1 protein-coding gene is annotated in these 25467 nt (G+C 72.7%); it reads right to left on the bottom strand.

Annotation, left to right across the window (positions count from 1 at the left end; all coding sequences use genetic code 11):
* Positions 1–21: 21 nt before the first annotated feature.
* Entirely contained in the window at positions 22–25464 is a 25443-nt protein-coding gene (locus tag H4W80_RS61090) for a type I polyketide synthase (protein ID WP_225963672.1), read from the bottom strand.
* Between the last annotated feature and the right edge of the window lie 3 nt (positions 25465–25467).

Raw genomic sequence — 25467 nt, forward strand, 5'->3', positions numbered from 1 at the left:
CCTTCTGAGCCGCTGCAACTGTCAGGAGATCTCGAGCTCGTTGTCGATGAAGGCGAACATCTCGTCGTCGCTGGCAGACTCGAGCTGGTCCGCGACGTCCGACTCGCCCGTGCCGTTCAGGCCCGACAGGAGCTCTTTGAGGCGCGTGGTGAGCCTGGCGCGCACCGTGCTGTCCTCAGCGAGTGTGGTCAGTGAATCCTGGATCTGGTCCAGCTCCGCGAAGATCCGCAGGATGCCGGCCTCCCCGTCCGTCGCCCCGGCGTCGCCGAAGTACCCCATGAGGTGGTCGGTCAGGGCGACCGGGGTGGGGTAGTCGAAGACGAGGGTGGCGGGCAGCCGCAGGCCCGTGGCCCGGCCGAGCTGGTTGCGGAACTCGACCGCGGTCAGGGAGTCGAACCCGAGGTCCTGGAACGGGCGCTGCGGGTCGATGGCGGATCCGTCGGAGAACCCGAGGACGGCCGCCACCTGGCCGCGGACGGTGTCCGACAGCGCCGACCGGCGCTCGGCCGGCTCCATCGCGGACAGCCGCTCGGCCAGCCCGTCGGTGGTGCCCGCCCGCCGCATGGAGGTCCGCGCGCTGGCGCGGGCCTGGACGAAGCGGGCCGGGATGAGCAGGGACCGGCCGGACGTGACCGCGGTGTCGAACAGCTCCAGCCCGTCGGCCGCGGACAGCGGCGCCACGCCCATGCGCGCCAGCCGGCGCAGGTCGGCCTCGGTCAGCTCGCCGGACATGCCGCCCTGCTCCCACAGCCCCCAGGCCAGGGACGTGCCCGCCAGCCCTTCGGCGGCCCGCAGCTGGGCCAGCGCGTCGAGGAACGCGTTCGCCGCGGCGTAGTTGCCCTGACCGGCTCCTCCCAGCACCCCCGACATCGAGGAGAACAGCACGAACGCGGTCAGGTCGAGCCCTCGCGTCAGCTCGTGCAGGTGCCAGGCGGCGTCGGCCTTGGGCCGCAGGACCGTGTCGAGCCGCTCGCCCGACAGGGAGGTGATCACCCCGTCGTCCAGCACACCTGCCGTGTGCACGACGCCGGTCAGCGAGTCCGCCACCCAGGCGACCGCCGCCGCCAGCGCCTCGCGGTCGGCGACATCGCAGGCGGCCACCTCCACCTCGGCACCCAGCTCCGAGAGCTCGGCGACCAGCTCGGCCGCGCCCGGCGCACCCAAGCCACGACGGCTCACCAGCACCAACCGCCTGACCCCGTGCTCGGTGACCAGGTGCCGGGCCACCAGCGCACCCAGCCCGCCCGTGCCACCGGTGACCAGCACCGTGCCGTCCGGCCCGAACACCGGACCCCGATCCTCCAGCTCCGTGACCCGGCCCAGCCGGGGCACCCAGAGCTCGCCCGCCCGCACCGCGAGCTGCGACTCACCCGAAGCAAGCGCCCGGCCGATCACGTCCTCGGACGCGTCGCCGTCCAGGTCCAGCAGGACGAACCTGCCGGGCTGCTCGGCCTGCGCGGCCCGGACGAGGCCGCCCACCGCCGCCTGGGCGAGGTCGGGGCTCTCGCCGGCGGTGGTGGCCAGGGCGCCGCGCGTGAGGATGACGAGCCGGGATGACTCGAGGTGCTCCTCCGCCAGCCAGCTCTGCAGCAGTTCGAGTACGTCGTGCGTCGCGGCGTGATGGTCCCGCCCGGCGGACGGGCCGGTCAGGACCGCCTCCGGGAGATCGGCCGGGTCGTGCAGCGAGACCAGAGTGGCCAGGTCCGGATAGGTGACGCGGCCGGTGCCGAGGTCGTCGGCACCGAGCAGCGCCCAGCGCGGCGTCTCGGACGCGGGCGCGTCGGGGAGCCGGGTCCACTCGATCTGGTGCAGGGCGCCCTGGTTCCCGCCGCCCGGCCGGCCGCCGGCCATCGGGCGCAGGGTGAGGGTCTCGACCGCGGCGACCGGCGCACCGAGCTCGTCGGCGATGCTCAGCGCGATGGCCGCGCCGCCGACATTGGCGATCTTGACGCGCAGGCTGGTCGCTCCCGCCGCGAGCAGGGACACGCCCGACCACGCGAAGGGCAGGTACGGTCGCCCCGGCTCGGGCCGCGGCAGCAGCCCGCCCAGCGCGGTGGCGTGCAGCGCGGCGTCCAGCAGGGCCGGGTGCAGCACGAACCGTCCGGCGTCCGCGTGCGCCTCCTCGGGCAGGACGATCTCGGCGAACACCTCGCCGTCCCGCTCCCAGGCGCCGGTCAGCCCCTGGAACGTCGGCCCGTAGTCCAGCCCGATCGCGAGCATGTCGTCGTAGAGGTCCTGGACCGGGACCGGCTCCGCGCCTGCGGGCGGCCACTGCCGCAGGTCGATGTCCGGCTCGGGCGCGGTCGCGGTGAGCGTGGCCTGGGCGTGCCGGGTCCACTCGGTCGCGTCCTGCGTACGGGAGTGGATCGCCAGCGACCTGCGGTCCGGCTCCTCGGTGGCGGTGGACACCAGCTGGAGCTGGACGCCGCCGCCCTCGGGCAGGACCAGAGGGGCCTGCAGGGTGAGCTCCTGCAGGTGGGGGCAGCCGCTCTCGTCCCCGGCCCGGACGGCCAGCTCGACGAGCGCGGTGCCCGGCACGATCACGCTGCCGCCCACGACGTGGTCGGCCAGCCAGGGGTGCGTGGCGACCGACAGCCGCCCGCTGAAGATCACCGTCTCGCCGCCGGCGACCTCGGTCGCCGCGCTGAGCAGCGGGTGCTCGACGGCGCCCAGGCCCGCGGTGGTGACGTCGCCGGCGTCGGGGCCGGGCAGGAGCCAGTAGCGCTCGTGCTGGAAGGCGTAGGTGGGCAGGTCCACCCGGGACGGGCGGGCCGGCGCGAAGAACGCCTCCCAGTCGACGGCGACGCCGTTCGCGTGCATCCGGCCCAGGGCCTCGACGAACGTACGGGTCTCGTCACGGTCCTTGCGCGCGGCCGGTACGAAGACGCCGTCCTCCAGGCTCTGCTGGGCCAGCGCGGTCAGGGTGGTGTCCGGACCGACCTCCACCCACACCTTCGCCCCGGCGGCCTTCACCCCGTCGGCGAACCGGACGGCCTGGCGCACATGCTCCACCCAATAGTCCGGGGTGGTCAGCTGCCCCGGCTCGGCGAGCCGGCCGGTCACGTTGGAGACGATCGGAATGGTCGGCTCGTGGTAGGTCAGGCCGGAGATGGCCTGCTCGAAGTCGGCCAGCATCGGCTCCATCAGCGGCGAGTGGAAGGCGTGCGAGACCCGCAGCCTGCGCGTGCGAGCGCTGACCCGGCCCTCGATCTCCGCGATCTCTTCGGCGTCGCCGGAGATCACCACCGCTGCCGGGCCGTTGACCGCCGCGATCCCGACCCGCTCTCCCAGAAGAGGCACGACGTCCGCCTCGGGTGCGGCGATCGCGAGCATCGCCCCGCCGGTCGGCAGGGCCTGCATCAACCGGGCCCGGGCCGCCACCAGCGCACACGCGTCCGCCAGGGAGAAAACTCCGGCCACGTGCGCGGCGGCGATCTCCCCGATCGAGTGACCGACCAGCACCTCCGCACGGACGCCCAAGGATTCCAGCAGCCGGTACAAGGCCACCTCGAAGGCGAACAGCGCCGGCTGGGTCATGCCGGTCTCGTTCAGCACCCCATCGGGATCGTCGAACATGACCTCGCGGATCGGCAGGAGCTGATTGATCTCCTCCAGCGTCTCGGCGAACACCGGGAACGCCTCGGCGAGCTGCCGGCCCATCCCGACCCGCTGGCTCCCCTGACCGGCGAACAGCAGTGCCAGCTTGGCCCGCGAGCGCACCAGGCCCGTCTGGGTCCTCGGCTCGTCCGCTCTGCCGTCGGCCAGCGCCGCCAGTGCTTCGAGGAGTTCGGCGCGGTCCGCGCCGGTGATCACCGTGCGGTGCTCCAGTACCGACCGGCCCGCCGCCAGCGACCAGCCGACGTCGGCCGCGTCCAGCTCCGGCCGCGACTCGATCCAGGAGCGGAGCCGTCCGGCCTGCGCCGACAGCGCCTGCTCGCTGCGTCCCGACAGCACCCACGGAACCATGGGCAGCTCGCCGGCCGCCTCCGGCTCGGGCGCGACCGGGGACTCCTCCAGGACGACGTGGGCGTTCGTTCCGCTGATCCCGAAGGAGGAGATGCCGGCGCGGCGCGCGTGCCCGTTCCGCTGCCACGGCTGCGCGTCGGTGAGCAGCCGCACCGCGCCCGCCGTCCAGTCCACGTGCGTGGACGGCTCGTCCGCGTGCAGGGTCCGCGGCAGCGTCTCGTTCCGCAGCGCCATCACCATCTTGATCACGCCCGCGACGCCCGCGGCGGCCTGCGCGTGGCCGATGTTCGACTTGATCGTGCCGAGCCACAGCGGCTGCTCCCGCTCCTGGCCGTAGGTCGCGATCAGCGCCTGGGCCTCGATCGGGTCGCCGAGCACGGTGCCGGTGCCGTGCGCCTCGACGGCGTCCACGTCCGCGGCCGACAGCCCGGCGTTGGCCAGGGCCTGCCGGATCACCCGCTGCTGGGAGGGGCCGTTCGGGGCTGTCAGGCCGTTGCTGGCGCCGTCCTGGTTGACCGCGGACCCGCGCACGACCGCCAGCACCTGGTGGCCGTTGCGCCGCGCGTCCGACAGCCGCTCCACCAGCAGCATGCCCGCGCCCTCCGACAGCCCGACGCCGCCCTCGGCCTCGGCGAACGCCCGGCACCGGCCGTCCACGGAGAGGTTGCGCTGGCGGGCGAACTCGATGAACGTCCACGGCGTGGCCATCACGGTCACGCCGCCGGCCAGCGCCAGGTCGCAGTCCCCCGACCGCAGCGCCTGCACCGCCAGGTGCAGCGCCACCAGGGACGACGAGCACGCGGTGTCCACGGTCATCGCGGGTCCCTCGAAGCCGAAGGTGTACGACACCCGGCCGGAGGCGACGCTGCCCGAGTTGCCGGTGCCGATCAGCCCTTCCAGCTCTTCCGGCACCGAGGACAGCTGGGACGCGTAGTCGTGGTACATCACACCGGCGAACACGCCCGTCCGGCTGCCCCGCAGCCCGTGAGGGTCGATTCCGGCGCGTTCGAGCGCTTCCCACGAGGTTTCGAGGAGCAGCCGCTGCTGCGGGTCCATGGCCAGCGCCTCGCGCGGCGAGATGCCGAAGAAGCCGGGGTCGAACTCGGCGGCGTCGTACAGGAAGCCGCCGTGCCGGGCGTACGAGGTGCCCCGGTTGCCGGGGTCCGGGTCGTAGAGCCTGTCCAGATCCCAGCCGCGGTCCGCCGGGAACTCGCCGACGGCGTCCCCGGCCTGCGCCACCAGCCGCCACAGGTCCTCGGGCGAGGCGACCCCGCCGGGGAAGCGGCAGGCCATGCCGACGATCGCGATGGGCTCGTCGTCGGCCGCCGCCGTCCGTGCCGTGACCGCGACCTCACGCGTGCCCAGCAGCTCGCCGGACAGGAACCTGACGAGCGCCGCCTGGGTGGGATAGTCGAAGACCAGCGTCGCCGGCAGCCGGATGCCCGTGACCTCGCTGAGCCGGTTGCGGAACTCCACCGCCATCAGCGAGTCGAAGCCCAGCTCCTGGAACGACATGCCTTCGTCGAGGGTTGACCGGTCGGCGAAGCCGAGCACCACGGCCAGCTGGTCGCGTACCAGGTCTTCCAGCGCGGACTGCCGGCCGGCGGCCGGCAGGCTCGCCAGCTGCTGCTTCAGCGTGGCGGCGGCCTCCGACGCGGCCGTCACCACGCGCCTGGCGGGACCGGACACGAGACCGCGCAGCAGCGGGGGCAGCATGTCGGCGTGGGCGCCGAGGACCTTGAGGTTCAGCTGGGCGGGGACCAGCGTGGCCCGGTCGGTGCCGAGCGCGGCGTCGAGCAGGGCCAGCCCGTCCTCGGCCGACAACGGGTCGACGCCGGAGCGCGCGAGCCGCCGCAGGGCGGCGTCGTCGAGCTCCGCGAGGCCGCCTTCCCTCCACAGGCCCCATGCCAGCGAGATCGCCGTCAACCCCTGTGCTCTGCGGTGCTCCGCCAGGGCGTCCAGATAGGCGTTCGCCGCCGCGTAGTTGCCCTGGCCCGCGCCTCCCATCACGCCTGCGAGGGAGGAGAACAGGACGAACGCGGACAGGTTCAGATCCTCGGTCAGCTCGTGCAGGTGCCGGGCGGCGTCGGCCTTGGGCCGCATGACGGTGTCGAGCCGTTCGGACGTCAGGGAGGTGATCACGCCGTCGTCCAGGACGCCGGCCGCGTGTACCACCCCGGTCAGCGAGCCGGCCAGCGGGGCCATCACCGCCGCCAGCGCCTCGCGGTCGGCCACGTCGCAGGCGGCCACCTCCACCTGGGCGCCGAGTCCTTCCAGCTCGGTGACCAGCTCGGCCGCGCCCGGCGCCTCCGGGCCGCGCCGGCTGACCAGCACCAGACGGCCCACCTGGTACTCCGTGACCAGGTGCCGGGCCACCAGCGCGCCCAAACCGCTCGTGCCACCGGTGATCAGCACCGTCGACTCCGGCTCGAACACCGGCGCAGGGTCCTGCGGCACCGCGGCTCGCACCAGGCGCGGGACTCGCGCCTCACCGGCCCGCAGGGCCATCTGCGCCTCGTCGCCGGCCAGCGCCCGGCCGATCACGTCCTCGGGTGTGTCGTCGTCCAGGTCGAGCAGGACGAACCGGCCCGGCTGCTCGGCCTGCGCGGCCCGTACCAGGCCCCAGATCGCCGCCTGCTCCGGATCCGGCACGTCCGCCGGATCGGCCGCCACCGCGCCACGCGTGACGACCACCAGCCGCGACGACGCGAACCGCTCGTCCGCCAGCCACTCCTGCAGCAGGTCCAAAGTCTCGTGCACACCGGCCGGGGCCGCCACCGGCACGCATTCCGGAACCGTCCCGACCTCGGCGAGCCCTGCCAGGATCTCTTGCGCGTCGCCCGTGGCGCTCAACGCCACCGGCACCCAGTCGACCTGGAACAGCTTGTTCCTGCTCCTGGCCCCCGGGGTGGTCTCCACCTGGCCGGCGGACACCGGACGTACCGCCAGCGAGGCGACCGTGGCCACGGGCAGGCCGCCCGTGTCCGTCAACGTCACGGAAACCGCGCCCTGCGCCCGCAAGGAGATCCGTACGCGGAGCTTCGTGGCGCCGGAGGCGTGCAACGCCACGCCGCTCCAGGCGAACGGCAGGGACGGGCGGCCGGGCTCCGCGTCCGGCGCGAACCCGCCGAGTGCGGTGGCGTGCAGTGCCACGTCGAACAGCGCCGGGTGCAGCCCGAACCGGGCCGCGTCGCGCGCCATCTCCTCCGGCAACGCCAGCTCGGCGAAGACCTCGTCGCCCTTGCGCCATGCGGCCCGGAGCCCGCGGAAGGCGGGGCCGTAGCCGAGACCCATGGCGGCGAACTGGTCGTACAGGCCGTCCAACGCGACCGCCTCCGCTTGTTCCGGCGGCCAGACGCTCTCGGGCTCGGGCGCCGTCACGCCGGCTCGCGCCAGCGTTCCGGCGGCGTGCTGGGTCCAGGGCTCGTCCTGCGCGCCGTGGAGGCGGGAGTAGATTCCCAGCCGCCGGCGGCCGTCCTCGTCCGGGGCGCCGACGGCCACCTGGAGCTGGACCGCGCCGCGCTCGGGCACGACGAGCGGGGCCTGCAGAGTCAGTTCGTCGAGCAGGTCGCAGCCGGCCTCGTCGCCGGCCCTGATGGCCAGCTCCACGAAGCCCGTCCCGGGGAGGAACACCTGCCCGTTGACGGCGTGGTCGGCCAGCCACGGGTGGGTGGCGATCGACACGCGGCCGGTGAGGACCACCGCTCCGCCGTCGGCGAGACCCGTGACCGCGCCGAGCAGCGGGTGTCCCGTGGCCCGCAGGCCAAGGCTCTCCGCGTCGCCGGCACCGGCCGACTCCAGCAGCCAGAAGCGCTGGTGCTGGAAGGCGTAGGTGGGCAGGGCGACCTGGTTCGGCCGGGCGGGCTCGTACACACCGGCCCAGTCGATCTCCGCGCCGCGCACCCACAGCTCGGCGGCGCTGGTCCACAACCTGCGCAGGCCGCCGTCGTCGCGGCGCAGCGTACCCACCACGACCGCCTCGGCACCGGCCTCCTCGACCGCCTCGCGCATCCCGATCTGCACCACCGGATGCGCGCTGACCTCCACGAAGAACCGGAAGCCCGAACCCGCCAGCTCAGTCACGGCGGGGGCGAACCACACCGTCTGCCGCAGGTTCTCGTACCAGTACGCGGCATCCACCTCGGACCCGGTCAGCCAGCACTGCCGCACCGTCGAGTACCACGGCACCTCGCCCGCTCGCGGCTCCACCGGGGCCAGCAGCCTCGCCAGCTCCTCCCCGATCGCCTCGACATGGGCCGAATGCGAGGCGTAGTCCACCTCGATCCGCCGCGCCCTCGCCGTGTCATACCGAGACAGGAACTCCTCAATGGCATCCGCATCACCAGACACCACCGTCGAAGAAGGACCATTCACGGCCGCGATCGAGATCCGGTCGTCAACCGCGACCTCCGAGGCCGGTAGCGGGATGGATGCCATGCCGCCCTGTCCGGCCAGCGCCACGATGGCCTGGCTTCGCAGTGCGACCACCCGGGCACCGTCCCGAAGTGACAGCGCGCCCGCCACGACGGCGGCGGCGATCTCGCCCTGCGAATGGCCCACTACGGCGGCCGGGGCCACTCCGAGCGAGCGCCACACCTCGGCCAGCGACACCATCACGGCCCACAACACGGGCTGCACCACATCCACGCGGTCCAGACCCTCTTGATCGCGCAACACGCCGGTGAGAGACCAGTCCACGAACTCCGACAGCGCCGCCTCACACTCCGCCATCCGCGCCGCGAACACCGGCGACTCATCCAGCAGCTCCACGCCCATGCCGAGCCACTGCGACCCCTGACCGGGGAAGACGAACACCGTCTTGCCTCCCGGCCCGGCCACACCCCGCACCGCGCCCTCGTCCAGCCTTTCCAGACGAGCCAGCAGTTCTTCCTGGCCGGCGCCGATCACCACCGCGCGGTGATCGAACGCCGAGCGGCCGAGCAACGACCACCCGACGTCCACCGGCCGGACCCCGGCCGCCGCATCGGCCAACCGGCCCGCCTGGGCCCGCAACGCCTCCGCGCTACGGCCCGACAGCACCCACGGCACCACCGGCGGCTCGTCAACGGGCTCGGGCTCCACCGGGGCCTCGATCGGCGGCTCCTCCAGCACCACGTGCGCGTTCGTGCCGCTGACGCCGAAGGAGGAGACCGCTGCCCGGCGCGGGCGGTCCCGCCGGTCCCACGGCTGCCGCTCGGTCAGCAGTTCCAACGCGCCCGCCGACCAGTCCACGTGCGGGCTGGGCTCGTCGGCGTGCAAGGTCTGGGGAAGCACGCCGTTGCGCATCGCCATGACCATCTTGATGACGCCCGCCGCGCCGGCGGCGGCCTGCGTGTGGCCGATGTTCGACTTGATCGACCCCAGCCACACCGGCTGGTCCCGCTCCTGGCCATAGGTCGCGAGCAGCGCCTGGGCCTCGATCGGGTCCCCCAGCGGGGTCCCCGTGCCGTGCGCCTCGACCACGTCCACCTCGGCGCCCGACAGCCCGGCGTTGGCCAGCGCCTGGCGGATCACCCGCTGCTGCGAGGGGCCATTCGGCGCGGTCAGGCCGTTACTCGCACCGTCCTGGTTGACCGCCGTACCGCGGATGACCGCCAGCACCTGGTGGCCGTCGCGCCGCGCGTCCGACAGGCGCTCCACCAGCAGCACCCCGATGCCTTCGCTCCAGCCGGCGCCGTCCGCCTCGGCCGAGAACGCCTTGCAGCGGCCGTCGGTGGACAGGCCGCGCTGCCGGCAGAACTCGATGAACGTGCCCGGCGTCGCCATCACGGTCACACCGCCGGCGAGGGCCAGGTCGCACTCGCCGGACCGCAGCGCCTGCACCGCCAGGTGCAGCGCCACCAGGGACGACGAGCAGGCCGTGTCCACGGTCACCGCGGGGCCCTCGAAGCCGAAGGTGTACGAGACCCGGCCGGAGGCGACGCTGCCCGAGTTGCCGGTGCCGATCAGCCCTTCCAGCTCTTCGGGCACCGAGGTGAGCTGGGAGGCGTAGTCGTGGTACATGACGCCGGAGAACACGCCGGTCCGGCTGCCGCGCAGCCCGTGCGGGTCCATTCCGGCCCGCTCCAGGGCCTCCCACGAGGTTTCGAGCAGCAGCCGCTGCTGCGGGTCCATCGCCAGCGCCTCGCGCGGCGAGATCCCGAAGAACCCGGGGTCGAACTCCCCCGCGTCATACAGGAATCCGCCGTGGCGTACGTAGGAGGTGCCCCTGCTGTCGGGGTCGGGATCGTACAGTTTGTCCAGGTCCCAGCCGCGGTCGGTGGGGAACTCCCCGATCGCGTCCGTACCGGAGAGCACGAGCTCCCACAGACCTTCCGGAGACACCACGCCGCCCGGATAGCGGCAGGCCATCCCCACGATCGCGATCGGCTCGTCGTCGATCGTCGTCCGGGCCACGGCGACGGACGCCGCGGACGCGGCCCCCGTCAGCTCCGAGTCCACGTGATCGGCGACCGCGGCGGCGGTCGGGTAGTCGAAGACGAGGGTGGCCGGCAGGCGCAGCCCGGACACGGCGTTCAGCCGGTTACGCAGCTCCACCGCGGTCAGCGAGTCGAAGCCCAGCTCCTGGAAGGCGCGATCGGGCTGCACCGCGTCCCCCGAGGCGTGCCCCAGCACGGTCGCCACTTCCTGCCGTACCAGCTCCAGCAGCACCTGCCGCCGCTCCGCCGGCTCCAGACCGGCCAGCCGCCGCCCCAGCGCCGTGGCGTCCGAGCGGGCCGACCGCCGGGCCGAGCCGCGCACCAGTCCGCGCAGCAGCGCCGGGAGGCCGTCACCCCGCGAACGCAGCGCCTGCGCGTCGACCCGCAGCGGCACCAGCACCGCCGCCTGCGCGGCCACGCCCGCGTCGAACGACGCCAGGCCCTCCTCCACCGACAGCGCCGGCAGGCCCTGACGCCGCATCCGCTCCAGGTCGGCCTCGTTCAGCCAGGCGCTCAGCCCGGTCTCGGCGTCCCAGAGCCCGTACGCCAAGGATGTCGCCGGCAGCCCCAGCGAGCGACGGTGCACCGCCAACGCGTCCAGGAACACGTTGGCCGACGCGTACGCCGCCTGCCCGGCCGCCAGCACCAGCCCGCCGGCCGACGAGAACAGCACGAACGCCGACAGGTCCAGGTCCCGGGTCAGTTCGTGCAGGTGCCAGGCTCCGTCGGCCTTCGCCCCCAGCACCCCGTCGATCCGCTCGGCCGACAGCGAACCCACCAGCCCGTTGTCGGCCACACCCGCCGCGTGTACCACGCCGACCAGCGGATGCTGCGGGGGGACAGAGGCGATCGCCTCGGCCAGCGCGTCCCGATCGGCGACATCACAGGCCGCCACCGACACCTCGGCCCCGAGCTCGCCCAGCTCGGCGACCAGCTCGGCCGCGCCCGGGGCGGCCGGCCCGCTGCGGCTGACCAGAAGCAGGTGCCGCACGCCGTGGGTGACCACCAGGTGCCGGGCGACCAGCGCGCCGAGCCCGCCGGTGCCACCGGTCACCAGCACCGTGCCGTCCGGCCCGAACACCGGTGACCCGCCTTCCGCGCTCGCGGCCCGCGCGAGCCGGGGCACCCACACTTCGCCCTCGCGGACAGCGGCCTCGGGCTCCCCGGAGGCGACCACCGCGCCCAGGGCGCGCCAGGACTCCTCGCTGCCGTCCACGTCCACCAGTACGAACCGGCCCGGGTTCTCGGCCTCGGCCGCCCGCACCAGCCCCCATACCGGGGCCACGCCGACGTCCACGGACTCGTCGGGCCGCACCGCCGCCGCGCCACGCGTGACGACGACCAGCCGCGACGACTCGAACCGCGCCTCGGCCAGCCACTCCCGCACCGCTTCCAGGACGGGACGAGTGGCCTGCCGTACGGCGGTGGGGACGTCCGTCGCGGGGTCGGTGGCCGGGCACTCCAGGAACGCCCACTCGGGCACCTCGTCCCCGAGAGCCGCCAGGTCCGGGTACTCGCCCACGCCGGCGGACGCGGCCGCAATCTCGGCCGGCTTCGTCCAGGTCACCTCGTAGAGGGGGTTGTGCCCCGTCTGCAGCCGGCCGGTGGACAGCGGTCGGACGGTGAGCGCGTCGATGTCGGCCACCGGCGCGCCGGTGCCGTCCGCGATGGTCAGCGAGACGGAGGTGCTGCCGGCGTCGGCGTTCTTGGTGGCTCTGACGCGCAGGCCGGTCGCTCCGGTCGCGTGCAGCGACACGCCCGACCAGGCGAAGGGCAGGAACGGCTGCCCCGGCTCGGGCGTCGGCAGCAGATCGCCCAGTGCGCTGGCGTGCAGCGCGGCGTCCAGCAGGGCCGGATGGATCCCGAACCGCGCCGCCTCGGCGTGCGCCTGCTCCGGCAGCGTGATCTCGGCGAACACCTCGCCCGGCCGCGTCCACGCGCTCGTCAGGCCCTGGAAGAGCGGGCCGTACTCCAGGCCGATCCCCGCCAGGTTCTCGTACAGGTCCTCGACCTCGACCGGCACCGCGTCCGCCGGCGGCCACTGCGCCACGTCGAAGCCCGGCTCCGCGGCCGTGGCCGCCAGCACGCCCTCGGCGTGCCGGACCCACTCGTCCCCGTCACCGGACCGGGAATGGATGCTCACCGACCGCTGACCGGACTCCTCCGCCGCGCCGACCACCACCTGCAGCTGTACGCCGCCCTCGGCCGACACCACGAGCGGGGCCTGGAGGGTCAGCTCCTGCAGGCACGAGCAGCCCACCTCGTCACCGACGCGGACCGCCAGCTCCACCAGGCCCGCGCCGGGAAGCAGGATCATGCCGTTGACCAGGTGATCGGCCAGCCAGGGCTGCGTGGCCACCGACAACCGGCCGCTGAAGACCACCGACTCGCCGCCGGCCACCTCGGTCACCGCGCTCAGCAGCGGATGATCGACGGCGCCCAGCCCGGCCGCGTCCACATCGCCGGTGCCCTGAGCGGCCGGCACCCAGTACCGCTCCCGCTGGAAGGCGTAGGTGGGCAGATCCGCCCACTGCGCCCCCACGGGGGCGAAGAACGCCTCCCAATCGACGGTCAGACCGCAGGTGTGGAGCCGTCCCAGGGCTTCGACCAGGGTACGGACCTCGTCGCGGTCCTTGCGGGTGGCGGGGATGAACACACCGTCGGCGATGCTCTGCTGGGCCAGCCCGGTCAGCACTCCATCAGGTCCGATCTCCAGGAAGTGGCTCGCTTCCGCTGCCGTCACTCCGTCGGCGAACCGCACGGCTTGGCGCACGTGCTCCACCCAATAGCCGGGGTTGGTGAGCTGCCCTGGTTCGGCGATCCGGCCGGTGAGGTTGGAGACGATCGCGAGAGTGGGCTCGTGGTAGGTCAGGCCGGAGATGGCCTCCTCGAAGTCGGCCAGCATCGGCTCCATCAGCGGAGAGTGGAAGGCGTGCGAGACCCGCAACCTGCGCGTCCGGGCGCTGACCCGCTCCTCGATCCCAGCGATCGCCTCGGCATCGCCAGAGATCACCACCGCTGACGGACCGTTGACCGCCGCGATCCCGACCTGGCCCTCCAGCAGGGGCAGAACATCCGCCTCTGGTGCGGCGATCGCGAGCATCGCGCCGCCGGCCGGCAGGGCCTGCATCAGCCGGGCCCGGGCCGCCACCAGGGCACACGCATCTTGCAGCGAGAACACGCCCGCCACGTGAGCGGCGGCGATCTCGCCGATCGAGTGGCCGACCAGCACCTCCGCACGGACGCCCAAGGATTCCAGCAGCCGGTACAAGGCCACCTCGAAGGCGAACAACGCCGGCTGAGTCATCCCCGTCTCGTTCAGCACACCATCGGGGTCGTTGAACATGACGTCGCGGATCGGCAGGAGCTGATCGATCTCTTCCAGCGTCTCGGCGAACACCGGGAACGCCTCGGCCAACTGGCGGCCCATCCCGACCCGCTGGCTGCCCTGACCGGCGAACAGCAACGCCAGCCTGCCGCCCGATCCACTCTCGGAAACCCCATCCGAGGCCAGCGCCCGCAGCCCGGCCAGCAGCTCGTCACGATCAGCCCCCACCACGACCGCACGCCGCTCCAGCACCGCCCGGTTCCTCGCCAGCGCCGCGCCCGTACCGGCGATCGAGGTCTCCTCCGAGACCCACGACTCCAGACGCCGGGCCTGGGCCTGCAGCGCCTCGGTGGTCCTGGCCGAGATCAGCCACGGCACCATGGGCAGAACCGCGTCATCACTCGCGACCTCGGCGTCGACCTGCTCGATGATCACGTGAGCGTTCGTGCCGCTGATCCCGAACGAGGAGACCGCCGCCCGCCGCGGCCGGTCCTGCCGCTCCCACGGGCGGGCCTCGGTCAGCAGCTCAACGGCGCCCGCCGACCAGTCCACGTGCGGCGACGGCTCGTCCACATGCAAGGTCCGGGGCATGAGGCCGTGCCGCATGGCCATCACCATCTTGATGACCCCCGCCACGCCGGCGGCGGCCTGCGTGTGGCCGAAGTTCGACTTCAGCGAGCCCAGCCACAACGGCCGTTCCCGCTCCTGACCGTAGGTGGCGAGGAGGGCCTGGGCCTCGATCGGGTCGCCGAGCTTGGTGCCCGTGCCGTGCGCCTCGACCACATCCACATCCCCGGCCGACAGCCCGGCGTTCGCCAGCGCCTGCCGGATCACCCGCTGCTGGGAAGGACCGTTCGGCGCCGTGATCCCGTTGCTCGCACCATCCTGGTTGATCGCCGAGCCCTTGAGAACCGCCAGCACCTGATGCCCGTTGCGCCGCGCGTCCGACAGCCGCTCGACCAGCAGCACGCCGGCACCCTCGCCCCAGCCGGTACCATCCGCCGCGCCGGCGAAGGACTTGCACCGGCCGTCCGTGGCCAGGCCGCGCTGGCGGGAGAACTCGATGAACGTGCCCGGCGTCGACATCACCGTCACACCACCGGCCAGCGCGAGGTCGCACTCACCGGACCTCAGCGCCTGCGCCGCCAGGTGCAGCGCCACCAGGGACGACGAGCACGCGGTGTCCACGGTCACCGCCGGGCCCTCGAACCCGAACGTGTAGGACACCCGCCCGGACACCAGGCTGCCGCCGCTGGTCGAAGCGGGAGTGCCCAGTCCGTAGTCGTGATACATCACACCCGCGAACACACCGGTCCGGCTGCCGCGCAGCCCGACGGGACTGACGCCGGCGCGCTCAAGCGCCTCCCACGAGGTCTCCAGCAGCAGCCGCTGCTGCGGATCCATGGTCAACGCCTCGCGCGGCGAGATCCCGAAGAAGCCGGGGTCGAACTCGGCGGCCTCGTACAGGAACCCGCCGTGGCGTACGTAGGAGGTGCCTTTGCTCTCCGGGTCGGGGTCGTACACCCTGTCGAGGTCCCAGCCTCGGTCGCTGGGGAACTCCCCGATCGCGTCCGTCCCGGAGGAGACGAGCTCCCACAGACCTTCCGGAGACACCACCCCGCCCGGATAGCGGCAGGCCATCCCCACGATCGCGATCGGCTCGTCGTCGATCACCTTCCGCGCCACGGCGACGGACGCCGCCGACGCCGCCCCCGTCAGCTCCGAGTCCACGTAATCGGCGACTGCGGCGGCGGTCGGGTAGTCGAAGATCAGCGTGGCCGGCAGGCGTATTCCGGTGACCGTGCTGAGCCGGTTGCGGAACTCGACCGCCGTGAGGGAGTCGAAGCCGAGATCCTGGAACGTCCGATCGGGCCGCACCGCGTCGGCCGAGGCGTGCCCCAGGACGGTCGCCACCTCCTGCCGCACCAGGTTCGACAGTGCCGACTGGCGTTCGGCCGGCTCCATCGCGGCCAGCCGACCGGCGAGGTCGTTGACCGCGGCGGCCCTCCGGGGCTGGGTGCGGGCGCTCCTGGCCTGCGCGAACCGCGCCGCGACCAGCACCGGCCGTTCGGAGCACAGTGCGGCGTCGAAGAGCGTCAGCCCCTCTGCCTCCGACAGCGGCTTCAGCCCCACCCGCTCCATGCGGCGCAGGTCGGCCTCGGTCAGCTCTTCGGTCATGCCGCCCGTGTTCCACAGGCCCCAGGCCAGCGAGATCGCGGGCATTCCCTGCGCTCTGCGGTGCTCCGCCAGGGCGTCCAGGTACGCGTTCGCCGCCGCGTAGTTGCCCTGACCAGGGCCACCCAGCACTCCCGCGATCGAGGAGAACAGGACGAACGCGGACAGGTCCAGGTCCTCGGTCAGCTCGTGCAGGTGCCGGGCGGCGTCGGCCTTGGGCCGCATGACAGTGTCGAGCCGTTCGGACGTCAGGGAAGTGATCACGCCGTCGTCCAGAACACCGGCCGCGTGCACCACACCCGTCAACGAGTCCGCCACCGAGGCCACCACGCCCGCCAGCGCCTCACGGTCGGCCACGTCACAGGCCGCCACGCTCACCTCGGCGCCCAGCTCTGCCAGCTCGGCGACCAGCTCGGCCGCGCCCGGCGCCTCCGGACCGCGCCTGCTGACCAGCACCAGATGACCCACCTGGTACTCCGTGACCAGGTGCCGGGCCACCAGCGCGCCCAGACCGCTCGTACCGCCGGTGATCAGCACCGTCGACTCCGGCTCGAACACCGGCCTCTGGCCCTCCGGCACCGCCGCCCGGGCCAGGCGCGGCACCCACACCTCACCGGCCCGCACCGCCACCTGGGCCTCGTCACCGGCCAGCGCCCGGCCGATCACGTCCTCGGACGTGTCGCCGTCCAGATCCAGCAGGACGAACCGGCCCGGCTGCTCGCCCTGCGCGGCCCGTACCAGGCCCCAGATCGCCGCCTGCTCCGGATCCGGCACATCCGCCGGACCGGCCGCCGCCGCGCCACGCGTGACGACCACCAGCCGCGACGACGTGAACCGCTCGTCCGCCAGCCACTCCTGCAGCAGGCCCAGCACCTCGTGTACCGCACCCCGCCCGGCCGGAGCCGCCACCAGCACACACTCCGGAACCGTCTCGATTTCGGCGAGTCCCTCAAGCAACGCCCACGTGGGCGCCTGAGCCGCGGGATCGGCCGGAGCCGTGCTCCACTCGAGGTGGTGCAGCGACTCCAGGCTGTTCCTCTTGGCCGCGGCGAGCTGGTCGGCCGAGATCGGGCGTACGGCGAGCGACTCCACCGACAGGACCGGAGCCCCGGTGGGATCGGCGATGATCAGAGCGATGGCGTTGTCACGCAAGGGGGAGATCCGCACCCGGACGCTGGTCGCGCCGGCCGCGTGCAGATCCACTCCGGCCCAGGAGAACGGCAGGACCGTCTGCCCGTCCCCGGCGACCAGTTGCGCGTGCAACGCGGCGTCCAGCAGGGCCGGATGTATCCCGAAGCGTCCCGCGTCGGCGAATGCCTGCTCCGGCAGCGCGACCTCGGCGAATATCTCGTCGCCGAGCCGCCAGGCCGCCTGCAGCCCCTGGAAGACCGGCCCGTACTCGTAACCCCGGTCCAGGAGCATGTCATAGGCGTCCGCCACGTCGATCCCGACGGCATCGGACGGCGGCCACTGCTCCAGCCTGGACGCCGACACCGAGACCGGCGGAGCCGCGGTCAGCGCGCCCTCGGCATGCCCCGTCCACGCGCCCGCGGTGTCGGTCTCGACACGGGAGTGGATCGAAACCGGCCGCGTCCCGGACTCGTCGCTCGCGCCCACCACGACCTGCAGCTGACAACTGGCATCGGTAGGCAGCAGCAGCGGCGCCTGAAGAGTGAGCTCCTGAAGGCGGGAGCAGCCCACTTCGTTCCCGGCGTGCAGGGCCAGCTCCAAGAGCGCCGTGCCGGGGAGCAGGATCGTGTCGTTGACCATGTGATCGGCCAGCCAGGGCTGCGCGGCCACCGACAACCGGCCGCTGAAGACCACGGACTCTCCGGCGGCCACTTCGGTCATGGCGCCCAGCAGCGGATGGTCTACGTCCGCCAGCCCGACGGAACTCATCTCACGGGCCTCGACCTGCGCGTTGACCCAGTACCGCTCGCGCTGGAAGGCGTAGGTGGGCAGATCGACATGCCTGGCCGGGGTCAGAACCGCCGTCCAGTCCACGGCGATGCCGTGGGTGTGCAGCCGGCCGAGCGCCTCGATCAGGGCGCGTGCCTCATCCCGGTCCTTTCGCGTTGCGGGGATGAACACACCGTCGGCGATGCTCTGCTGGGCCAGCCCGGTCAGCACCCCATCAGGTCCGATCTCCAGGAAGTGGCTCGCTTCCGCTGCCGTCACTCCGTCGGCGAACCGGACGGCCTGGCGCACGTGCTCCACCCAATAGCCAGGGTTGGTCAGCTGCCCTGGCTCAGCGATCTGTCCGGTGAGGTTGGAGACGATCGGGATGGTCGGCTCGTGGTAGGTCAGGCCGGAGATGGCCTGCTCGAAGTCGGCCAGCATCGGCTCCATCAGCGGCGAGTGGAAGGCGTGCGAGACCCGCAGCCTGCGCGTCCGAGCGCTGACCCGGCCCTCGATCTCCGCGATCTCTTCGGCGTCGCCGGAGATCACCACAGCTGCCGGGCCGTTGACCGCCGCGATCCCGACCCGCTCTCCCAGAAGAGGCACGACGTCCGCCTCGGGTGCGGCGATCGCCAGCATCGCGCCACCCGTCGGCAGGGCCTGCATCAACCGGGCCCGGGCCGCCACCAGCGCACACGCGTCCGCCAGCGAGAACACCCCGGCCACGTGAGCGGCGGCGATCTCGCCGATCGAGTGCCCGACCAGCACGTCCGCGCGGATGCCGAAGGACTCCAGCAGCCGATACAGCGCGACCTCGAAGGCGAACAACGCCGGCTGAGTCATGCCGGTCTCGTTCAACACCCCGTCCGGGTCGTTGAACATGACCTCGCGGATCGGCAACAGCCGGTCGATCTCCTCCAGCGTCTCGGCGAACACCGGGAACGCCTCGGCCAACTGGCGGCCCATGCCGACCCGCTGGCTGCCCTGACCGGCGAACAGCAACGCCAGCCTGCCACCCGAGCCACTCTCGGAAACCCCATCCGAGGCCAGCGCCCGCAGCCCGGCCAGCAACTCGTCACGATCGGCACCCACCACGACCGCACGCTGCTCCAGCGCAGAACGTCCCGTGGCCAGCGACCAAGCGGCATCAGCCGTCTTCAGCTCCGGCCGCTCCTCCAGCCACGACGCCAGTCGAGCCGCCTGAGCCTGAAGCGCCTGCGCGTCCTTGGCCGACACCAGCCACGGCACCACCCGGGGCTCGTCAACAGGCTCCGGCTGCTCCTCCACGACCGGCCCCTGCTCGATGATCACATGCGCATTGGTGCCACTGATCCCGAACGAGGAGACCGCCGCACGACGCGCATGCCCGTTCTGCTCCCACGGCTGCGTCTCGGTCAGCAGCTCAACGGCACCGGCCGACCAGTCCACATGCGGCGACGGCTCGTCCACATGCAAGGTCCGAGGCATGAACCCGTTCCGCATCGCCATGACCATCTTGATCACGCCACCCACACCGGAGGCGGCCTGCGTGTGGCCGAAGTTGGACTTCAGCGACCCCAGCCGCAGCGGCTGGTCCCGGTCCTGGCCATAAGTCGCGATCAACGCCTGCGCCTCGATCGGGTCGCCCAGCGTCGTACCTGTCCCGTGCGCCTCGACCACGTCCACATCGGCCGCCGACAACCCGGCATTCGCCAGCGCCTGGCGAATCACCCGCTGCTGCGACGGACCGTTCGGAGCCGTGATCCCGTTGCTCGCCCCGTCCTGGTTGATCGCCGAGCCCTTGAGAACCGCCAGCACCTGGTGACCGTTGCGCCGCGCGTCCGACAGCCGCTCCACCAGCAGCACGCCGACGCCCTCACCCCACCCGGTGCCATCCGCCGCCGCCGAGAACGCCTTACACCGTCCATCCGCAGCCAACCCCCGCTGCCGCGAAAACTCGATGAACATCCCCGGCGTCGACATCACCGTCACACCACCGGCCAACGCGAGGTCACACTCGCCGGACCGCAACGCCTGAGCAGCCCAATGCAACGCCACCAACGACGACGAACACGCCGTGTCCACCGTCACCGCAGGACCTTCCAGCCCCAACGTGTAAGAGACCCTGCCCGACACCAGACTTCCGCCGCTGGTGTTGGCCGGGGTGCCCAGCCCGTAGTCGTGGTACATCACACCCGCGAACACACCCGTCCGGCTGCCACGCAGCCCGTGAGGATCGATTCCGGCGCGCTCAACCGCCTCCCACGAGGTTTCGAGCAGCAACCGCTGCTGCGGATCCATCGCCAACGCCTCACGCGGCGAAATCCCGAAAAATCCTGAATCGAACTGCGCCGCGTCATACAAGAAGCCGCCATGCCGCGCATACGACGTCCCACGACTGTCCGGATCCGGGTCATACAACCTCTCCAGATCCCAACCCCGATCAACCGGGAACTCCCCAACCGCATCCCCACCCGAGAACACCAGCTCCCAGAGGTCCTCCGGCGAGGTCACGCCACCCGGATACCGGCACGCCATCCCCACGATCGCGATCGGCTCGTCCGCCGCCATCGTGGTGGCGGCCACCACCTGCGACGTCTGCCCGCCGACCAGCTCACCCGCCAGATACCCGGCCACCGCCTCAGCCGTCGGAAAATCGAACACCAACGTCGCCGGCAACCGCAGCCCAGTGGCGGCGATCAGCTGGTTGCGGAACTCCACCGCGGTCAGCGAGTCGAAGCCCAGCTCCTGGAAGGCGCGATCCGGCTGGACCGCGTCCATCGAAGCGTGTCCGAGGACCTTGGCGACCTCCTGCCGGACCAGCTCCAGCAGCATCCGGTCCCGCTGGTCGGCCTCCAGCCCCGCCAGCCGCCGGGCCAGCCCCGTTCCCGCCGCCCGCGCCACCTGCCGAGCGGGACCGCGTACGAGCCCGCGCAGCAGCGCCGGAAGCCCTTCGCCCCGGCTCCGCAAGGCCGCCGCGTCCACCCGCAACGGCACCAGCACCGCAGCGTCACCGGCCGACCCGGCGTCGAACAGCGCCAGGCCCTCCTCCACCGACAGCGCCGGCAGGCCCTGGCGCCGCATGCGCTCGAAGTCGGCTTCGCTCAGCGCGCCGCCCATGCCCGCGTCGGTGTCCCAGAGGCCGAACGCCAGCGACGTCGCCACCAACCCCATCGACCGCCGGTACGACGCCAGGGCGTCCAGGAACACGTTCGCCGCCGCGTAATTGGCCTGCCCCGCCGCCAGCACCAGGCCACCGGCCGACGAGAACAGCACGAACGCCGACAGGTCCAAGCCCGCCGTCAGATCATGCAGATGCCACGCCGCCGCCGCCTTGGCCCCGAGCACCCGCGCGAGCCGCTCCACCGACAGCGACCCCACCAGGCCGTTGTCACTCACCCCGGCCGCGTGCACCACCCCGGTCAACGAATCCGCCACCGAAGCGACAACGCGGGCCAGCGCCTCCCGGTCGGCCACGTCGCAGGCCTCGACCGCGACCTCGGCTCCCAGCTCGGCCAGCTCCGTCACGAGGTCGGCGGCGCCGGGCGCCTCCAGGCCGCGCCGGCTCACCAGCACCAGCCTGCGCACCCCGTGCGCCGTCACCAGGTGCCGGGCCACCAGGGCACCCAGCCCGCCCGTGCCACCGGTCACCAGCACCGTGCCGTCCGGCCCGAACACCGGCTCGCCCGCCGGCACCTGCGCCTTCACCAGCCGGGGAACCCGCACCTGCCCCTCGCGAACGGCCGCCTCCGGCTCCCCCGAAGCGACCACCGAACCCAGGGCACGCCACGACTCCGCGCTGCCGTCCACGTCCACCAGCACGAACCGGCCCGGATTCTCCGCCTCGGCCGCCCGCACCAGGCCCCACACCGGGGCCGTACCGACGTCCAGGCTTTCGGCGGCCTGCACGGCCACCGCGCCACGCGTCACCACGACCAGCCGCGACGCCGCGAACCGCTCGTCGGCCAGCCACTCCTGGATCACGCCCAGGGCCTCAGCGGTGATCTCGTGGACGGCGTCGAGGACCTCGCCCTCCGGCGCGGACACCACGTACGTCACAGCCTCGGGCACTTCGGCACCCTCGGCGACGGCCGCCAGTTCGGGCAGGTCCCCGGCCCCGCCGGGGGCGAGCGAGAGCGGTGCCCAGTCCACGCGGAACAGCGAGTCGGCGTGACCGCCGCTCGCGGCGGTGAGCTGGCCGGCCGAGACGGGGCGCACGGCCAGCGACTCGACCGACAGCACCGGCGCGCCGTCGGCGTCGGCGATGGTCAGGGCGATGGAGGTGTCCCGGATGCGGGAGATCCGCACCCGGACGCTGCTCGCGCCCGCCGCGTGCAGCCGCGCTCCACCCCAGGAGAACGGCAGGACGGTCTGCCCGTCCCCGGCGATCAGCTGCGCGTGCATGGCGGCGTCCAGCAGGGCGGGGTGCAGCCCCGACCTGGCCGCGTCCGCGTGCGCCTGCTCCGGCAGCGCGACCTCGGCGAACACGTCGCGGTCCCGGGACCAGGCCGCCTGCAGGCCCTGGAAGACGGGCCCGTACTCGTACCCCATGTCGAGGAGGAGGTCGTAGGCGTCGGACACGTCGATCGCGGCGGCGCCGGACGGCGGCCACTGCTCCAGCCCTTCCACCGGCGCGGGCGCGGCATCGGCCAGCGTGCCGTCGGCGTGCAGCACCCAAGGGGCGTCGCCGTCGGCGCGCGAGTGGATCGAGACCGGCCGCGCTCCGGCGCCGTCACCGCTGCCGACCAGCACCTGCAGCTGGCGCCCGCCGTCGGCGGGCAGCAGCAGCGGCGCCTGCAGGGTGAGCTCCTGTACGACCGGGCAGCCGACCTCGTCGCCGGCCCGCAGCGCCAGCTCCAGGAACGCCGTGCCGGGCAGGAGAACCGTGCCGTTGACGGCGTGGTCGGCCAGCCACGGCTGCGCGGCCACGGAGAGCCGGCCGCTGAAGATCACGGACTCGCCACCGGCGATCTCGGTCACCGCGCTCAGCAGCGGGTGATCGACCGCCGAGAGCCCGGCCCCGGCCATGTCCCCGGCGTCGGCCCGCGCCGACATCCAGTACCGCTGGTGCTGGAAGGCATAGGTGGGCAGATCGACCTGCTTGGCCGGGGCCAGCACCGCGGTCCAGTCCACGGTGATGCCGTGAGTGTGCAACCGGCCGAGCGCCTCGACCAGCGCGCGAACCTCATCCCGGTCCTTACGCGTCGCGGGAACGAACACCCCATCGGCGACGCTCTGCTGAGCCAGCCCGGTCAGCACCCCATCCGGGCCGACCTCCAGGAAGTGGCTCACCCCGGCAGCCGTCACCCCGTCGGCGAACCGCACGGCCTGGCGCACGTGCTCCACCCAGTAACTAGGACGGGTGAGCTGGCCCGGCTCGGCCAGCCGGCCGGTGAGGTTGGAAACGATCGCAAGAGCGGGCTCGTGATAGGTCAGCCCCGAGATGGCCTGCTCGAAGGAAGCCAGCATCGGCTCCATCAGCGGGGAGTGGAAGGCATGCGAGACCCGCAACCTGCGCGTCCGAACACTCACCCGCCCCTCGATCTCGGCGATCGCCTCTTCATCACCAGAGATCACCACCGCAGCCGGACCGTTGACCGCCGCGATCCCCACCCGGTCCCCCAGCAGCGGGAGAACCTCCGCCTCAGATGCGGCGACGGCCAGCATCGCCCCACCCGCCGGAAGGGCCTGCATCAACCGCGCCCGAGCCGCCACCAGCGCACACGCATCCGCCAGAGAGAACACCCCGGCCACATGCGCGGCGGCGATCTCCCCGATCGAGTGCCCGACCAGCACATCCGCCCGCACCCCGAAGGACTCCAGCAGCCGATACAGCGCCACCTCGAAGGCGAACAACGCCGGCTGAGTCATCCCCGTCTCGTTCAACACCCCATCGGGATCGTCGAACATCACCTCACGGATCGACAGGAACCGGTCGATCTCCTCCAACGCCTCGGCGAACACCGGGAACGCCTCGGCGAGCTGCCTGCCCATCCCGACCCGCTGGCTGCCCTGACCGGCGAACAGCAACGCCAGCCTGCCACCCGAGCCGCCGTCGGAAACCCCATCCGAGGCCAGCGTCCGCAACCCGGCCAACAGCTCGTCACGATCAGCCCCCACCACGACCGCACGCCGCTCCATCACGGAACGACCGGTCGCCAGCGTCCACGCGACCCCGGCGGCGTTCGGCTCCGGGCGTTCCTCCACCCATGACGCGAGCCGCTCCGCCTGCCCCGCCACCGCCTCGGGCGTCTTTGCCGAGATCAGCCACGGCACCACCGGCAGCCCCGTGCCGTCGCCGACGACCGCCTCGGTCTCCTCGCCCTGCTCGATGATCACATGCGCGTTGGTGCCGCTCACCCCGAAGGACGAGACGGCGGCCCGGCGCGGACGATCCTGCGCCTCCCACGCCCGAGCCTCGGTCAGCAGCTCAACAGCACCCGCAGACCAGTCCACATGCGGCGAAGGCTCGTCCACGTGCAACGTCCTCGGCAGCACCCCGTGCCGCATGGCCATGACCATCTTGATCACGCCACCCACGCCGGCGGCGGCCTGGGAGTGACCGATGTTCGACTTGAGCGAGCCCAGCCACAGCGGCCGATCCCGCTCCTGGCCATAGGTCGCGATCAACGCCTGTGCCTCGATCGGGTCGCCCAGCGTCGTACCGGTCCCGTGGGCCTCGACGACGTCCACGTCCCCGGCCGCGAGCCCGGCGTTCGCCAGGGCCTGCCGGATGACCCGCTGCTGCGAGGGACCGTTCGGCGCGGTCAGACCGTTGCTGGCACCGTCCTGGTTGATCGCCGAGCCCTTGACCACCGCCAGCACCCGGTGCCCGTTACGCCGCGCGTCCGAGAGCCGCTCCACCAGCAGCATGCCGACACCCTCGGCCCAGCCCGTGCCGTCCGCCGAAGCCGAGAACGCCTTGCATCGCCCATCAGGCGACAGCCCGCGCTGGCGCGAGAACTCCACGAACGTGCCCGGAGTGGCCATCACCGTGACACCGCCGGCCAGCGCCAGATCGCACTCGCCCGACCGCAGCGCCTGCACCGCCAGGTGCAGCGCCACCAGGGACGACGAGCACGCGGTGTCCACCGTCACCGCCGGGCCCTCGAACCCGAACGTGTACGACACCCGGCCCGAGGCGATGCTGCCCGAGTTGCCGGTCCCGACCAGGCCCTCCAGCTCCTGGGGCACGGAGGACACCTGAGGGGCGTAGTCGTGGTACATCACCCCGGCGAACACACCGGTACGGCTGCCACGCAACCCGGCCGGATCGACGCCCGCCCGCTCGATCGCCTCCCACGACGCCTCCAGCAGCAACCGCTGCTGCGGATCCATCGCCAACGCCTCACGCGGCGAAATCCCGAAGAACCCGGGATCGAACTCCCCGGCGTCATACAGGAAACCGCCGTGCCGCGCGTAAGACGTCCCACGACTGTCCGGATCCGGGTCGTACAGCGCCGCCAGATCCCAGCCGCGATCGACGGGGAACTCCCCGATCGCGTCCCCGCCCGAGGCCACCAGGTCCCACAGGTCCTCCGGTGACAGGACCTCGCCCGGGTAGCGGCAGGCCATTCCCACGATCGCGATCGGCTCGCGCGCCGCCTCGGCGAGAGAACGGTTCTGCGCACGCAGCCGTTCCGTCTCTTTCAATGAGGAACGCAGGGCCTCGATGAGCTTGGTGTCGTTCGCAGCCATTCT

Source organism: Nonomuraea angiospora (assembly GCF_014873145.1).
Taxonomy (GTDB): Bacteria; Actinomycetota; Actinomycetes; order Streptosporangiales; family Streptosporangiaceae; genus Nonomuraea; species Nonomuraea angiospora.

Excerpts from the sequence above, each read along its gene's own strand:
- H4W80_RS61090 (WP_225963672.1), bottom strand. The coding sequence starts at position 25,464 with ATGGCTGCGAACGACACCAAGCTCATCGAGGCCCTGCGTTCCTCATTG.